The organism is Pseudomonadota bacterium (assembly GCA_040752895.1).
Taxonomy (GTDB): domain Bacteria; phylum Pseudomonadota; class Alphaproteobacteria.
Genome location: JBFMHN010000005.1, coordinates 187,415 through 204,169, shown reverse-complemented (window position 1 = coordinate 204,169; position 16,755 = coordinate 187,415). Strand labels below are relative to the sequence as shown.

The following is a 16,755-nucleotide window of genomic DNA, read 5'->3' as shown; positions in this document are numbered from 1 at the left end:
AGGGGGCAGTCGGCACGCAAATGGCCGAAGGCTTCACGCCGATCCCCTCGCCGATACGCGCCGGCCTTGCAAGGCGCTGCCCGCGCTGCGGGAAAGGCAAACTCTTCCAGGCCTATCTCAAGGTCGCGGGTGGAAAAAGGCGGCAATGAAGTTTGATGTCATCATTATCGGAGCGGGCCCGGCGGGACTGAGCTTCGCCCGGTCACTGGCCGGTACTGGCCTGAAGATCGCGGTGGTTGAGAAGCTGCCGGAACAAGTTCTTGCCAACCCTCCGGCCGATGGACGCGACATCGCGCTTACCCACTTTTCGGTAAAATTGCTGAAGGAACTCGGTGCCTGGCAGTGTTTTTCTAGCGATTCCATCTCCATAATCCGCGAAGCCAGGGTGCTGAATGGCACCTCGTCGTATTTCCTGCATTTTGATCACCGGGCGACCAATAAGGAAGCGCTTGGCTACCTAATCTCAAACCGCTTAATCCGAAAAGCGCTCTACGAAGCGCTGGCCGGCTTTTCCAATGTCAAACTGCTTACCGGCGTTGAGGTCGTATCGGTAGCCACCGACACCACCCGTGCTTCGGTCCGGCTTTCCGATGGACAAGCGCTGGAGGCCTCCCTGGTGGTTGCTGCAGACAGCCGTTTTTCCACGATCCGTCGCCATATGGGCATTGGCGCGTCTATACGAGACTTTGGCAGGGTCGCGGTCGTGTGCAGGATGGCGCATGAAAGGCCACACGATGATATCGCCTATGAGTGCTTCCATTACGGCCTGACCCTGGCGGTGTTGCCGCTTGGGGAAAACACCTCATCGATTGTCATCACCTTGCCCACAGCGGCTTCAGAATCGGTTCTGAACATGGAGCAAGCGGCATTCAACAGGGATGTGCAAATCCGGTTCGCCAACCGCCTGGGTAGAATGAAATTGATTGGAAAACGCTATTTCTATCCCCTTGTCGCGGTTTTTGCGGACCGCTTCGTTACCACGCGTTTTGCGTTGATTGGCGACGCCGCGGTAGGTATGCACCCGGTCACCGCGCACGGATTTAATCTGGGTCTCAGAAGCCAAGACACTCTTGCGAAAGATATACGATCAGCGCTCGCTCAGCAGATTGAAATAAGTACAACCAAAATGCTCGAGCACTATCAAACCAAGCATCGGCACGCATCGCTGCCGCTTTATCTCACGACAAACGCCATCGTCAGATTGTTTACGGACGACACTGTGCCGGCCAAAATCTTACGAGGCGCGGTTCTGAGGTTGGGCAATTTTGCCCGGCCGGCCAAGTTTGCCCTTATGAGGCAACTCACGGAAAGTCACCTCTAGAAGTTACCGAGGGACCCGATGCGCTATCCCGCGTGGTCTGCGAGCGCCGAGTGCGAGAGGGGCGATGGCTAAGCGCAGTGACGCCGCAACCGGCGGAAAGATCGCGGGTATTCGGACCGTCTAAAATAGTAAAGTATTTTATATATCAATAGGTTAATAGCTGGCGGAGGGGAAAGACTCTTGCGCCAACTCGCTCTTCGTAATCGCACGTAAGGGCGCGCATGCACGAGAAAGTTTGCGCACGCATCGTCTCGGCCACTACCGGCGCCCATTCCGGCCCTGACAGCTGTCCGCAGACGTCCCCCTCCCGAATCACAAGGGCTGTGAATTGGAAGATCTGAACCTCGATGTCAGATCTCGATAACTGCATCTTCGACAGGAATGCCGATCTGCTGGGCCACGGGAGTCCAAATGTCCACGCCTTCTGCCTCTGTCTCTATCGCAAGCAAAAGAGAGTACCGCGCACCAAGGTCGCTGCGGTCGCGCTTGGGCTGGTCCTTCCACCATCCGGACACAGGATAGATCCCGACCACTCCTCGCTCTGCCAGATCGGCGGCCGTACCGACCCACATGTCGGAATGGATTGAGCCCTTGTTGCGCGCCATCTCGCCGAGGAACCATTCGGTCGCACCTGTAGTGTCCGGCTTGCCCTCATCCTCGTCGAGCGCACGTTGATTAAGGCGCTTGCGAAACTCATCCACCGTCTCGGTTGGAGCTTTCAGGTCGAAACGCAGCCCATGCGACGCGTATCGATGCCGCTTCTGCCATCCGCGGCGACCGGGATTAGGCTCTATAAAGTATGACAAGGTGACGCGAAGCCGGACCGGCGTCTGCCCCAACTCTTCCAGCACTTCCTTTGGCCATGGCAACTCATGCAGATGCATCTCCCGCATCTTGCCTTCGGAGAAGGGTCGAATCGTCGCCTGTGCTATCAAGGTCAGGGCGTCGTTGGCGCTGCGCAATGCGCGATGGAGGTTCGGGAGACCAAAGCCATAACGACGGACCAGCTTCGCTCGTGCACGCTTTCCTCCCGCGCCACGCAAGTGTGCCTGCATCGCTCGGGTCCACTCTGCAGAGTGAACGATCAGACCTCGGACGGTCTCAGGCCAGTACTCCGGATACTCCGCCCTGATGATTGCCGCCATACGGGCAACTTGTGCAGTAGCAGCGCTTGTGGCCCACGACAGGACGAAGCTCTTTTGAGCCGGTTGGAAGTAGGTCGACAACAGGCATAGATCAGGGACAGCATTTTCGAACGCTCCCCCATTTGCAGCTACGTTTCCGCCTTCGCACACAACGTCGGGCTTGATCGGCCATCGGTCCTGAAACGTGACGGAAGTCGTGCTCCAGGGTGACAGATCGCCAGGGGGCGCCAGCGGCGACCAACCATTCCAGGTAGGGTCTCCGATGGTGGCCTTTTCGGTGCAGGCGCCTATGGTAAGGGCGTTCCAGGCATGGGCCGGATCGTGCACGGTCTCCACATCGCTGCGGCCAAGATGATCATCCTGCAGGTGGTCCGGCGCGACGTTTCCGGCGCTAAGAATGAACAGCCGGCGTGCGCCTTCCTCGGCCTCGTCCAAATAGACGAGGCCGTGGGTCGCCGGGTCAAACGCGCGCCCAGCAGCGAGCGCGTCGATCGCGGCCGACCACGACGTTGGTTGACCGCGATCGCGCTCGTCAGTTGCAGTGACTGCCATGGAGAAGACGCGCAGGCGCTGAGGTACATTGATCTCGGGCCGTGTGACCGCCTGCGCTGTGATCGCACCGTACAGCTCCGGAGGGTTCGCTCCTCTAGGAGGAAGGATTTTCACCGACTCAAGGCGGTGGCGGATCAGCACGGGTTCTCGGGAACCAAGGTGGGGCGCCAAGTCACCGTAGGCCGCAAGGCCAGCCATTTCGGTCCCGTGCCCCATATTGCCAGGGCCGCCACCATCGTCGTGCCCACCCCAAGCGGGGTCCACGGCCATCGCGTCGTTAGGTGCAATGAGGTCCTCAAGCAGAGGATGCGCCCACGTAACGCCGGTATCAAGGACACAAACCGCAGGTGCATTTTCGGTCGTCGGTGGTATCACGCGTTCTTTCAGGTCATTCAGCCAGCCGGCCTGTTCCTCCGGCGAAGCATCGGCGAAGAACGTGGCACTTTCCTTGGCTTTGCGCACCTCGGCGAGGTCGTTAAGAACGTCCAGCGACGCTGAAAGTTGGGCAATGGTACCCCGGACTAAGATCACGATCCGGTCATCAAAACCTAGTCGTCGCTCCCCAACATCGAGACCAGTCTGTTCGGCGAATTCGAGAAGCCGCTGCAGTTCGCTGCCATCATGGCGGCGGAGCCACACCTCCCACCAGATCGTCTCTGCCTCATCTGGATAGACTTCGGTGGCGTCAGTCCAAAGGGCTCGTAGCGTCGCTTTCCGGAGCGCGGCAATGCGGTCCACCATGTCCTTGTGACGGGGTTCGCCTTTCCGTGTCGTCTCTTCCGTGTACTGTTGAAAGCGATCGAAGAAATGCCTGAGCGCGCCGTCGGGCACGAAGACCGTAGCGAACTGGGTTGGGGGAGCTTCGGGCTCTACCGGAACGCGCCGCACCGCTACCACTTCTATACCGCGGCGTCGGTCCTCAAGAGATTCCAGTTTCAAATCGACGCCGGGAGGGCTTTCGAACTCGACATATAGACCCGGCTGCGCCCCATGCACTGAGATGTCGACGGCTTCTCGGTTCGCTTCGGCTTGTCTGCGGGCCTCCGTCAACGCATCGCGAAGAGCAGCGGCATGTCGCCGCCGGTCTGGCGGACCGGCGTAGCTAGGCTGCTCAATCTTCCTTGGATGCGGCCTGTATGCCTCTGCCGAGGGGTCGGCTCGAACGAGGAGGTGCTTACGATTTCTCGGGGCTGGCATCGTTCAGCACCCCCAGAGACGCTACTGATGGGCGGCGCGTCGCTCGATCAGGGCTTCAATAAGCTCGGCTGTATCGATCCGCGTGTGGTGCTGAAGAATGGCGTTCTTGGCAGCGTGCTCGCATGCGCGCGTGATATCCGAATGGCTCAGACCCTCCGCCGCTTCCACAGCCTTGTTCCACTCGACCTGAGAAGTGTCGAGAAGCGCAAGGCGCGAGCGCATCACCTTTTCAGCAATGTCCTCCGATGGCAAACGATACTCGATTACGGAGTCGAACCTGCGAAACAGTGCCCTATCGAGGATCTGCGGATGATTGGTCGCAGCGACGATGATGCTGTCAGAGTCGTCCTGCTCAAGGAATTGAAGGAATGAGTTCAGTACGCGCCGGATCTCCCCGACCTCGTTTCTGGCCGCGCGCTCCCCACCCAGAGCATCGAACTCGTCGAAGAGGTAGACCGCCCTGGTCTGTTGAATTGACTCAAAAATCAGGCGCAGCTTGGCGGCCGTCTCGCCAAGGTACTTCGTGATCAGTCCGTCGAGCTGAATGGTGAACAGAGGCACGCTCAGTTCGCCTGCCAAGGCCGCGGCGGTCATTGTCTTACCTGTGCCTGGCGGGCCAACGAGCAGCAGCTTGCGGAGCGGCGACATGCCGTGCGCGAGAATGGTCTCGCGTTGCCGCTGTTCGAGAAGGATGCGGTCGATCCGCGAGCGGATCGCTTCGTCCAGCGCCATATCGGACAAGCGGCCCTTTGGGAAGGCTGCAGTCAGCAGCCCGGCCAGCTCTCCGCGTGGCTGTATAATCGGGACCGGCTTCGTCCTTTGGCCGGAGGGCACGGCCTTCGCGCGAGCCTTTGCCTGATCGACCAAATCACGCAATTCCTGAGCGAATTTCGTGTGCCCTTGCCGGGCGGCTTGGGCGGCAACCTGCATGGCAATGGCGTAGAATCGTTCATCATCGCCTTCGGCGTGACTTCGGATCAGGGCCTTAACGTGATCCGCTGTCGCCATTGCCCGCTGCCCCCGCTTCCAATTCCGAATCTCTACATCCGTAACCTTCAAGAGCCGCGACAAGCTGCTCTTGAGTGACAGCCGCCACTGTGATCGACGCCGCTTGAGAAGCTTTTACCCTGCGCCGATTCCGGCGTCGAGGCGCAATCGGCCGCTGTAGGGTTTGGCGCCGGCATGGTGGTCCCTGCGTTCGTGCTTCCTTGCTCACCGGTTGACGAGGCCTCGATGATGGGATAAGAAACTATACGAGATAGGACTGCCAGTCAATCAACTTCCTTTACGCACGCAGGAGTGGCCGTGAGGCGCGGTACTGGACTGAAGAGGGTCAAGGACGAGGGTCGCGAGGACCTGAGGTGGGGCATCGAGCAGCGGCTCGAGTTCATCGACTTCCGGCTCTTTTGGGAAGGGCGCATCAACCGCAGCGACCTCACTGACCGGTTTGGGATTTCCACGCCCCAAGCGTCCGCCGACCTCGCGCGTTACCAGGAACTCGCGCCCACTAATCTCACCTACGATTCGAGCCTCAAGTGCTACTTGGCAACCCGCGAGTTCCAGTCGGCCTTCGACGTCGGGGACTCTGACCGCTACCTCGCCCAGCTGCATTCCATCGCCAACAGGACGATCAGGCCGGAGGAGGCGTGGCTCGCTGAGCCGCCGGACTTCCGGGTCGTGCCAGCCCCCGGCCGGAGCGTCGACACGCGGACCCTCAAGGCGGTCTTGAGCGCAATTCGCGAGCGCCAGGCGATCCGGATCCGGTACCAGTCGATGTCGAAACCGGACCCGCAATGGCGTTGGATCACCCCCCACGCCCTTGGGTTCGACGGCTTCCGCTGGCATGCGCGCGCCTTCTGCCACAACGACGAGACCTTCAAGGACTTCGTCTTCGCCCGGATTCTCGACATCAGGGAGAACAAGCCGCACGCGATCGAGGTGGCCAGCGATCGGGCCTGGTCCGAGTCGGTGACCGTGGTGATCGCTCCGCATCCCGGACTGTCGGAAGGCCAGCGCCGGGGGGTCGAACTCGACTACGGCATGCAAGACGGAGAGCGCGCGATCGAGGTCCCGAAGGCATTTCTGTACTACTTCCTGAAACGACTGGGGCTCGACGGAGAGCCAGCCCGCAAGCGCCCGCAGGATCAGCACATCGTGCTCGCGAACCGGAAGGAAGTCCGCGAGGCCATGGGCGGCGCTCAGGCGGGTGAATAGGCGGGGAGAGGGGATGGACGTCTTTGAATTCGGTAACCGGTTGGACGACGACTCCGAGCGCCTTTCAGGTCGCACTGCCCAGACTCAGGTTCAGGCAGTTGAAGGCCAAAGGAGTGTCCGTTGAGCGGCGAGCCTCCTATCCGCGAAGGACAGATCCTCACCGGGCCGCTTTTCAACGAGCCGATGCGGGTGGAGACGGTACAAGCCAACGGACCGACAAGCTGGATCGTCGGGCTCGTGGGCTCGAACTCCGAGCGGTTCCGCAAAGTGACGATGACCGCCAGCGACCTGGAGCGCCTCAGCGTTCTGGAACCGCAGCGCTCCTTCGATGGTGATGGTCGGTTGCTCCGCCTTGGGCTTCAGGCCTATGCGCTCGGCATCGCCTACGAGTTCGACCCCTATTTCGGCCTATCGATATCGCGGGTCGACCCGCTGCCGCATCAGCTCGAGGCGATCTACGACTATCTGCTCAAGCTCGCACGCGTGCGCTTTCTGCTGGCCGACGACGCTGGCGCGGGCAAGACGATCATGTCGGGGCTTCTCATTCGGGAACTGGAGCTTCGTGGACTTGCCGAACGTATCCTGATCGTCTGCCCGGCCAACCTCGCCTTCCAATGGCAGCGCGAGCTGAAGGAGAAGTTCGACGCGAAGTTCCTGGTAATGAAAGGCCAGGACATCCGCGACCAGTTCGGCGTCAACCAGTGGCTGGAACGCAGCCGCGTGATCACGTCGCTCGATCTGGCAAAACGGTCCGACATCCTGCCCGGTCTTCGGCAGGTCCACTGGGACCTCGTCATCGTCGACGAAGCGCACCGCATGTCAGCCGCCGACGAGTCGCACAAGAGCCTGCGCTACCGGCTGGGCGAGCTGCTGCGCGACACCTCGGATCACATGCTGCTGCTGACGGCGACGCCCCACAAGGGCGACCCGCAGAACTTCAGCCTGTTCCTTCAGCTCCTCGATGCCGACGCCTACGCGGACGTGAGGTCGATCAGGGAGGCTATGGACCGTCGGCGCGCGCCTTTCTACCTGCGTCGCACCAAGGAGGCGATGGTCTACTTCCCCGAGCGGCGGGGCGACGGCACTTGGGCCGCTGAGCCGATCTTCACCAAGCGCATCCCGCACACGGTGGATTTCCAGATAGACGGTGCCGAATTCGACCTCTACCGCGACGTGACGCGCTTCGTGAAGCGCGAGAGCGCCCGCGCTGCAGCCGAGGGTGAGGACCCGCGCGCCCGGGCAATCGGGTTCCTGATGTCCCTCTACCAGCGCCGGCTCGCATCGAGCACCTACGCCATGCGCCGGTCACTTGAAAATCGCGCGCGTCGATTGGAAGAGGGTCTCAAGCGGGCACAGGACCTCGCCCGCCAGGCGCCGCCGGATCTCCCCGATCCGGAGGAACTGGAGGAAATGGAGGAAAGCGAGCGTGAGCACCTCGAAGCGATGCTGGAGGCCGTTACGCTCGCAGCCAGTGCCGACCAGGTTCGCCAGGAGGTTCAGGAGCTTCGCAGACTGGCCGGCGAGGCGCAGGCAGTCGAGGAAGCGGGCTCGGAAGCGAAGCTCTCGGAATTGAAGGAGCTGCTCCACAAGGAGGGCTTCTTCGATCACCCGGACCAGCGCCTGCTCCTGTTCACCGAATTCAAGGACACCCTGGACTATCTCGTGAACCGACTGACGTCCTGGGGCTTCCGCGTCGGCACCATCCATGGCGGCATGAAGCCCGGCTCGCGCGACGAGCCGGGCACGCGGCTCTATGCCGAACAGCAGTTTCGCGAAGGTGCGATCCAGGTCCTCGTGGCCACCGAGGCTGCCGGCGAGGGCATCAACCTGCAAGTCTGCAACATCCTGTTCAACTACGACATCCCGTGGAACCCGAACCGGCTGGAGCAGCGGATGGGGCGCATCCACCGTTACGGCCAGCGCAAGGACTGCCTGATCTTCAACTTCGTAGCGACCAACACCATCGAAGGCCGCGTCCTGCAGCGCCTGCTGGAGAAGCTGCAGGAAATTCGCGATGCGCTGGAGGACGACGCCGTCTTCAACGTGGTGGGCGAGGTCCTGCCCGCCGCCCACGTCGAGCGCATCCTGCGCGACTACTACGCCGGCCGGCTGGGCGATGCCGACCTCGAAGATCGCCTGCTCCGCGATGTCGACGAAGGCCAGTTCCGCGCGATCTGCCAGAATGCTCTGGAGGGGCTCGCGAGCAAGAAGCTCAACCTCGAAATGCTGATCGAACGGCGTGCTCGAGCGCAAGAGCGTCGCGTGGTGCCCGAGACCATCGCCCGCTTCCTGCGCGAGGCAGCCGAGTTCGTGCCGTTCACGCTCAGGCCGGTGGCGAGCCTGCCGCATACCTTTGAGCCGGCACGTACGCCCTCAGTGCTCCGCCGCTACGAGAAGGAGGCGAATTGGAAGCTCCCGGCTCTTGCGGACCGCTATCCACGCTGCTCGACCGATCGCGACACGGCCGAACTGGAGAAGCTGGAGTGGGTCACGCCCGGCCATCCTCTGTTCGAGTCGGTCCGGCGGCATACGCACGCCCAGGCGCTGAATGTCCTCGGCAAGGGCGCAACCTTCTATTCGCTGCAGCACGAACACGCGGCACGCGTCGATTTCTACCGAGCCCGGGTCGTGGACGGGCTGGGCCAAGTCATCCATGAGCGCCTTTTCGCGGTGGAGATTGCCAACGATGGCACACCTCGCCTCCAGGAACCTGGGCTGCTCGGCAACTTCGCCCCTGCCGATCCGCCGGCGGAAATGCCCGCGGTCGCGACTCTCCCCGAAGCAGCGAGCTGGCTCCACGAGAACGCGCTCGCGCCATTCCTCGAAGAGACGCGCAAGGACCGGCTCACCGAAGTCGAGCGCGTCAGTGCGCATGTCGAACTGTCGCTGACCGAACTGCTCCAGCGCGCCGACGAGGAGATCGGCCGTGCTGCCGCAGACGTTGATCAGAAGCTCCCCGGCGCAGAAGGCCGCCTCGCGCAGGCGGAATCGCGACACGCGGAGCTGCTCGCCCGCCGCGACCGCCGCCGCACCGACCTCGAACGCCAGCGGGCACTCACGCTTCAGGCCGTCGAGCGGCTGGCCAGCGTTCTCATCCTGCCGCATCCCGAGCGGGAAGCGCCCGAGGTGCGACGACTGAAGCCGAACTTCGAGACCGAGGTGATCGCCATGCGCGTCGTCATGGAGCACGAGGCGGCGCTGGGTCGGCAGGTTTTCGACGTATCCGCAAAGAACCTGGGCTATGACATCACCAGCCTCGATCTCGCTTCGGGCGAGCTGCGCCTGATCGAGGTGAAGGGGCTTGGCGCCTCGACCGGGACCATTCTGCTCACGCCCAACGAACGGCGCGTCGCCGAGGATCGGCGCGACTGCTATTGGCTCTACGTCGTCACCGGCTGCGACACCGCTCCCCGCCTGCAGGAACCGGTCCGCGACCCGGCGCGCCTCGACTGGAACGAGGTGACGAAGGTCGCGCACTACTACCTTTCGGTGAACGCGATGACGACGCCGATGGAGCTCCGCGAGGACCAAGCGCCCTTCGAAGGACCGAAAGAATGATCCCCAAAGACTGCAAGCGTCTTGCCGAAGTGGATTTCCCGATCGCCGAAGTGTCGCGGCACGCGGCACGGGAGAAGTCGATCCGTCATGGGCACCCGAGCACGCTCCATCTTTGGTGGGCGCGGCGGCCATTGGCGTCGAGCCGGGCGGTCCTGCTCGGTCTCCTCTGGCCCGATCCGTGCGATCCACTGTGTCCGCGTGAGTTCAAGGAGCAGGCGCAAAAGCTCCTGCGGCAGGTCGCAGGTTGCAATCCAGGCACAACGGACGAGGACCTGCGCAAGGCGTTGCTCAAATTCGTCGCCGACTTTGCGAACTGGGATCTCGCGTCCAACCGCACCTATCTCGATGTCAGCCGCGCGCTGGTGAAGGCGGCGCATGGGGAAGAGCCGCCACTGGTCGTGGACCCGTTCGCCGGTGGCGGCTCGATCCCTCTGGAAGCGCTGCGGGTGGGCTGCGAGGCCTTCGCGAGCGATCTCAACCCCGTCGCCTGTTTGATCCTGAAAGTGATGCTAGAGGACATCCCGCGCCATGGCCCGAAGCTCGCAGAAGAGCTTCGCCTCATCGGCGCGGAGATCAAGAAGAAGGCGGAAAAGGAACTCGCCGGCTTCTATCCGAAGGACCCGGATGGTGCGGTGCCGATCGCCTATCTCTGGGTGCGCACCGTACGCTGCGAGTCGCCCAACTGCGGCGCCGAAATTCCGCTCGCGCGTTCGTTCTGGCTCAGCAAAAAGGCGAGCCGCAAGCGAGCGCTCCGCCACCGGGTCGAACGTTCACAGGGCCAGCCGCCACGCGTCGAGTTCCAGGTCTTCGAGCCGAAGACTGAGAAGGATGTGCCGGGCGGCACCGTGACTCGCGCCAAGGCGACCTGCATCTCCTGCGGTGCGGTCCTGCCACCCGAGCGAGTACGAGCACAACTTTCCACCCAGCGCGGCGGTGCAGACGTGGTGTTCGACGAGAAGGGTCAACGCTCGGCAGGAGCACGGATGCTTGCGGTGGTGACGCTAAAGCCGGGCGAGACCGGTCGGCACTATCGGCTGCCGACTGAGCGCGATTACGAGGCGGTGCGCAAGGCGCGTGTGCACGTGGCGAAGCTACTCGACGAATGGGAACGCAACGGGAAGCAGGGTCTCTGTCCGGTGCCGGATGAACCGTTGCCGCCGAGAAATACAAACTGCTTTAGGGTGCCCAACTACGGAGTCAAGCAGTGGAAGGACTTGCTAAACCCGCGACAGCTCGCCACCGCGCATGCCCTTGCGAAGACAATATGCTCAACACTGGAAGAGCAACCAGCACTGCAAGATTTGATGGCGCTGTGCCTTAACAAATCGATCGACCTTGGAAATTCATTTGTTCGGTGGAAACTTGATGCTGAGTGTCCAGTAAATCTCTTTGCGCGCCAAGCCATTTCAATGGTTTGGGATTACGCTGAGGCGGTTCTTACTGAGTCCTCCAGCGGAAGTTTCGACAGCTCAGTTGAAAGAAGCGGTCATACTATTTCCCAATGTTACTTTCCAACCAGCTCAACCGCACAGGTCCAAGTCGCGGATGCCACAAGGTCGCCGTTACCCGACGCGTCTTGTCAGGTCTGGTTTACCGACCCGCCATACTATGATGCGATTGGCTACGCGGAATTGGCGGATTTTTTCTTTGTCTGGCTCAAGCGGTCTCTCGCTCAGCGGAACGCCCTTCGTGATCCGTTTGACGCGGCGAATCCACTTACGCCGAAACGTCAAGAAATCGTGCAAGATGAGCGGTATGAAGCCGAGGATGGCCAGCCAAAGACAAAGGCTTTTTTCGAAACCGCTATGGGGCGCGCCTTTGGCGAGGGTCGCCGAGTACTGTGCGAAGACGGTGTCGGTTCAGTCGTTTTTGCTCATAAGACGACGGAGGGCTGGGAAGCGCTGCTCTCCGGCATGATCCGTGGCGGTTGGACAATCACCGGGTCGTGGCCAATTGCAACAGAAATGGGCTCTCGATTGCGCGCGAGAGAGTCCGCCGCCCTCGCAACCAGCGTCCATCTCATCTGCCGCCCGCGTCCCGACGACGCGCCGATCGGCGACTGGGCCGACGTTCTGCGAGAGCTGCCGAAGCGCGTTGGCGACTGGATGGAGCACCTGCAGGGCGAGGGCGTCCGTGGCGCCGACCTCGTCTTCGCTTGCATCGGACCGGCGCTCGAAATCTTCAGTCGTTATGCCAAAGTCGAAACGGCCGACGGGCGCGAGGTTGCGCTCGCCGAGTACCTGGAGAAGGTGTGGGAGGTCGTGGGTCGGAGCGCGCTCGGCCAGGTGCTCGGCACCGCCGAAGCGCGCGCGCGCAACGGTGCGGCCGGCGCCGTAGAAGAGGACGCGCGGCTCACGGCGCTGTTCCTCTGGACGCTACAGAGCACGAACGGCGAAGTAGCGGAGAACGCAAGCGACGACGGCAAGGACGAGGAGGCGGCGGACGACGAGGAGGACGAAGAAGGCGCGTCACGCGGCAAGGCGAAGGGCTTCACGCTGGTCTTCGACGTGGTTCGTCGCTTTGCCCAGCCGCTCGGAATCGACTTGCCCAAGTGGGAAGGCCGCGTCATCGAGACGAAGAAGGGCGTCGTGCGCCTGCTGCCCATCGCCGAGCGGGCGAAGCAGCTCTTCGGCGACGAAGGCGCCCAGGCGGTTGCCACTCAGCTCGAGCTGGGAACCTCGACTGGCGTCAATCCCCTTCAGGGCATGCTGTTCCCCGAAATGGAGGCGGCTCCGAAAGTGCGCGGCCGCGGCGCACGGGGCCGCAGCGGGCGCATGGCCGTCGACGTCTCGGAAGAAAGCTTGGCTTCTGCGCGGGAGGCCACGACCCTCGACCGCATCCACGCGGCCATGCTGCTCCAGGCGGGCGGCCGCACCAATGCGCTGCGTGCGCTGCTGAAGGCCGAGCAGGAGCGCAGCCCGGACTTCCTGCGGCTCGCCAATGCCCTCTCCGCTCTCTACCCGAGGGGCAGCGAGGAGAAGCGCCTCCTCGACGCGATGCTTCTCGCGGTGCCGAGGTGAACCGATGACCGTCTCTGCTCGGACAGTGTGGCAAGTCTCGGCCGGGCCGGCATCGCGGTCCTATGCCGACGTTCTGCTCAAGCACGGCGTCGTGTTGATCGGCCCGGGCGATGCAGGGGCCTGGAAACCCGAACGCGACGATAACGAGTTCGAGGGCGGCTTCGTACGGCGCTTCGCAAGCGAAGTCACGGTAGGAGATGCGATCCTGCTGCGCACGGGTCTTGCGACGATCGCGGCGGTCGGTCTCGTGGCCAGCGATTACTTGTACCTGAACGCGTTCGACGACGTGAACGGCTGGGACCTGCAACACGGCCGGCGGGTGCGCTGGTGCCGCCTCCCCGAGCCGCATACGTTCGCGGGCCAGGCCTTCGGCGCCAATCCGCCGCGCTGCTCGCGGGTGTGGAGCCAGGACGTGATCGATTTCACGGAGCGCTTCATCAAATCCCCGCCGACGCATTGGCAAACGGCACCGTTGCCTGAGCTTCCAGCCGAGGAACCGCCGATCGATGAAGTGCCTGACGGGCTGCGGGGAATCGTGGCTCAGGCCGCCGATCTCGTCCCGCTGTTCCAGGATTCCCAGGCCTTTGGCGAACCTCCGAGCGAGGACGAGCTGATCGCCCATTTCATCGTGCCTTTTTTGCGCGCGCTCGGCTGGCCGCCGGAGCGGATTGCCGTCAAGTGGCGCTACATCGACGTCGCGGTATTTCGGGCCCTGCCGCGCACGCCGGAAAACTGTCATCTCGTGATCGAAGCCAAACGCCTGGGTGCGGGCGTTGAAGGCGCGCTGGAACAGGGGAAGGGGTATGTGGAGGCGCTCGGGATTCCGCGCGATGTGATCGTGACCGACGGCATCCGCTACCGGATGTACGCGGGCGGTCGCGGGTTTGAGCCCGTGGCTTACGCCAATTTGGCCCGATTGAAGAGAACGGCGACCGACCTGTTCGCGCGCCTGCAGAGACCGTAGGAGGGGGATCGCAATGGAACCTTGGTACAAGGTCGCGACGCCGCGCAAGGAAGTCCGCGAAGGCCGGTCGTTTAACCCCGACGAGTTCGCCATCGCGCTTGAGCAGGTCGTGGCCGGGACGGCGCCGGAGGATTACCGGAAGCCCGACCAGTTCTTCGCCCGCACCTGCTTCACCAGGGCGTTGCGCGAGCATGCAGGAATGGTGCTTCGGCGGCTCTCAGGAAAGACCGAGAATACCGCGCCGGTGCTCACGCTGATCACCCAGTTCGGTGGCGGCAAGACGCATACGCTCACGACGCTCTACCACCTCGTAAGCAATGGCGAGGCGGCAGCGGGCTATTCGGGCGTGGCCGATCTTGTGCGGGAGGCGGGCGTCGCAACCGTGCCCAAAGGGAAGGTCGCGGTCTTTGTCGGCAACGCATGGGATCCGCGCGAGGGGCGTGAGACGCCGTGGATCGACATCGCTCGCCAGCTCGCCGGAGACAAGGGCGTCGAGGCGCTGGGTCCTTCGGCGAAAACCACGCCGCCGGGCACCGACGCGATCGCGCGGGTCTTCCAGGCCGCCGGGGCACCTGTGCTTCTGCTATTCGACGAGGTCCTAAACTTCCTCAATCGCCACCGGGGCAGCGCTGATTCATTCCATGCGTTCATTCAGAACCTGACCGTCGCCACGACGGGGACTACGCACGGCGCATGCGTGATTTCCCTTCCCCGCAGCCAGGTGGAGATGACCGAGTGGGATCAGGAGTGGCAGGACAAGATTTCGAAGGTGGTGCGCCGCGTCGCCAAGGACCTGATCGCCAACGACGAGACCGAGATCAGCGAGGTCGTGCGCCGGCGGCTGTTCCAGGACCTTGGCAGCGAAAGGATCCGCAAGAGCGTCGCGCGGGCCTTTGGCGACTGGTGCTTCGAGCGGCGCGCCCAGCTCCCGCCCGAGTGGACAGCGGTGGATTCCGCGGCGACCGAGGCCAAGGCGCGCGAGTTCCTCCAGCGCCGCTTCGAGACGTGTTACCCGTTCCATCCGGCGACGCTGTCAGTCTTCCAACGGAAATGGCAGCCGCTGCCGCAGTACCAGCAGACGCGCGGCACGCTCGCGATGCTGGCCCAGTGGATATCGCTGGCGGCCCAGGACGCGTTCCGCAAGGCGCGCACCGAGCCGTTGATCACGCTCGGGTCGGCACCGCTGGCCGAGCCGGGCTTCCGCAGCGTCGTGCTGGGCCAGCTCGGCGAGTCCCGCCTCGTCGCTGCGATCGACACAGATATCGCCGGCGAGCAGGCTCATGCGAGGGCGCTCGACGCCGATACCAAGGGACCGCTCCGCGACATTCACAAGCGGGTTGGCACCGCGATCTTGTTCGAATCGTCGGGCGGGCAGACCGACAAGGTCGCGCATCTCCCGGAGCTCCGCTTCGCGCTCGGCGAGCCGGAGCTGGATACGACGACCATCGATAATGCCGCCTTCGCGCTTGAAGACCGCTCCTACTTCCTGCGCAAGGTGGGGACGGACGGATTCCGGATCGGCTATCAGCCGACGATGAAGAAGGTTGTGAGCGACCGTCGGGCGTCCCTTGACCATGAGACAGAGGTCAAACCCGCCATGCGGAAGCTCGTCGAGGACGAGTTCCGGCGTGGCGCCAGCATCCCTGTCGTCCCCTTCCCGCGCGACGGCGCGGAGATTCCTGACACGCCCAGATTGACGCTCGTCGCAGCCGATCCCGAAACGGAATGGTCCGGCACCGGCTCGCTCCGCACCCAGATCGCCGAGTGGACTCGAAGCCGCGGCAAGTCGCCCCGACTCTATCCGGGTGCGCTCGTGTGGTGCCTCAAGAAGCCAGGGCGGGATCTGCGCGAGAAGGTGGAGCTCGCGCTCGCATGGAGGCGGGTCGCGCGCGAGGTGGCCGATGGCACGCTGGGCGGGGAGTTCGACCGCAATGACCGGGCGGAACTCCAGTCGAAGGTCAAAGACGCGGAAGAGGCCGCCAAGGACGAGGTCTGGGGCGGCTACCGCTTCGCCATCCTTGCCGACGGCCAGGAAGCGGATGGGCTCAAGGTGATCGACCTCGGTGCGGGACATTCGTCAAGCGGCGAGACGCTTTGCGGGCGCGTCATCGCCGCCCTCAAGTCCGAAGCGCTCCTGAACGAGTCGGTCGGCGCTGGATACATCGAGCGCAACTGGCCACCGGCGCTGAAGGACTCGGGCGCCTGGCCCCTTGCGAGCCTTCGACAGAGCTTTCTCAATGGCTCGCTGACTCGGCTCGTCGATCCCGACGCCACTTTGAAGTCCAAGATCGTCGAGTTCGTGACACGCGGCGATTTCGGCTTGGCATCGGGCAAGAAGGCCGACGGCACGTACGAGCGGATCTGGTTCCAGGAGGCGGTTGCGTCTGACGAGGTCGCTTTCGACGCCGGAGTGTTCCTGTTGAGGAAGAGCACGGCGGAAGCGCTCAGGGCCGGGAAGCCAGCGATGCCCACCCCAAGTCCGGAGCCCGAGCCGGGCCCCACGGTCCCGCCCGTTTCGGAACCTGGTCCCACGCTTGGCCCCGCCCCCGAGCCCGCAACTTCAACACGGACACTCCGCGTTGTGGGCGCCGTCCCCCCGGAGGTCTGGAACCGCCTTGGTACGAAGATTCTGCCAAAGCTCCGCTCCGGCTCGGAACTCAGGATCGGACTCGAGTTCTCGGTCACTGTCTCTGCCGATTCCGCGACCGGCCTTGCGAACGAGATTCGGCAGGTCCTGCAGGAACTCGGCCTCGCCGATGCGGTAAAGGTGGAATAGGCATCTCT

The 16,755-nt window shown here is 63.2% G+C and carries 8 protein-coding genes; 6 read left to right on the top strand and 2 right to left on the bottom strand.

Annotation, left to right across the window (positions count from 1 at the left end; genetic code table 11):
* The first annotated feature begins 145 nt into the window (after window positions 1–145).
* Window positions 146–1,321 (top strand): 5-demethoxyubiquinol-8 5-hydroxylase UbiM, encoded by a 1,176-nt coding sequence (ubiM, locus tag AB1781_10250; GenBank protein ID MEW5704948.1) that lies wholly within the window; start codon window positions 146–148, stop codon window positions 1,319–1,321.
* Window positions 1,322–1,671: 350 nt separating this feature from the next.
* Here the strand turns inward: ubiM and AB1781_10245 are convergent, their stop codons facing one another.
* Together AB1781_10245 and AB1781_10240 are read right to left on the bottom strand one after the other, a co-directional pair.
* Window positions 1,672–4,068: a S8 family peptidase gene (locus AB1781_10245; protein ID MEW5704947.1), complete on the bottom strand. Its 2,397-nt coding sequence runs from the start codon at window positions 4,066–4,068 to the stop codon at window positions 1,672–1,674.
* A gap of 168 nt (window positions 4,069–4,236) precedes the next feature.
* Window positions 4,237–5,223: an ATP-binding protein gene (locus AB1781_10240; protein ID MEW5704946.1), complete on the bottom strand. Its 987-nt coding sequence runs from the start codon at window positions 5,221–5,223 to the stop codon at window positions 4,237–4,239.
* 297 nt (window positions 5,224–5,520) lie between these two features.
* Here AB1781_10240 and AB1781_10235 point away from each other — a divergent pair, with 297 nt between their 5' ends.
* The 5 genes from AB1781_10235 (at window position 5,521) to AB1781_10215 (ending at window position 16,747) form a co-directional block, all read left to right on the top strand.
* Window positions 5,521–6,429: a WYL domain-containing protein gene (locus tag AB1781_10235; protein MEW5704945.1), complete on the top strand. Its 909-nt coding sequence runs from the start codon at window positions 5,521–5,523 to the stop codon at window positions 6,427–6,429.
* A gap of 120 nt (window positions 6,430–6,549) precedes the next feature.
* Window positions 6,550–9,987 (top strand): helicase-related protein, encoded by a 3,438-nt coding sequence (locus tag AB1781_10230; GenBank protein MEW5704944.1) that lies wholly within the window; start codon window positions 6,550–6,552, stop codon window positions 9,985–9,987.
* On the top strand, window positions 9,984–13,007 hold the full coding sequence (locus tag AB1781_10225) for a DUF1156 domain-containing protein (protein ID MEW5704943.1): 3,024 nt from the start codon (window positions 9,984–9,986) through the stop codon (window positions 13,005–13,007). The genes AB1781_10230 and AB1781_10225 overlap by 4 nt, the downstream gene beginning before the upstream one ends.
* Window positions 13,008–13,011: 4 nt before the next feature.
* Window positions 13,012–13,971, top strand: a complete 960-nt coding sequence (locus AB1781_10220; GenBank protein MEW5704942.1) for a hypothetical protein — start codon at window positions 13,012–13,014, stop codon at window positions 13,969–13,971.
* 13 nt (window positions 13,972–13,984) lie between these two features.
* Window positions 13,985–16,747, top strand: a complete 2,763-nt coding sequence (locus AB1781_10215) for a DUF499 domain-containing protein (protein ID MEW5704941.1) — start codon at window positions 13,985–13,987, stop codon at window positions 16,745–16,747.
* The last annotated feature ends 8 nt before the right edge of the window (window positions 16,748–16,755 follow it).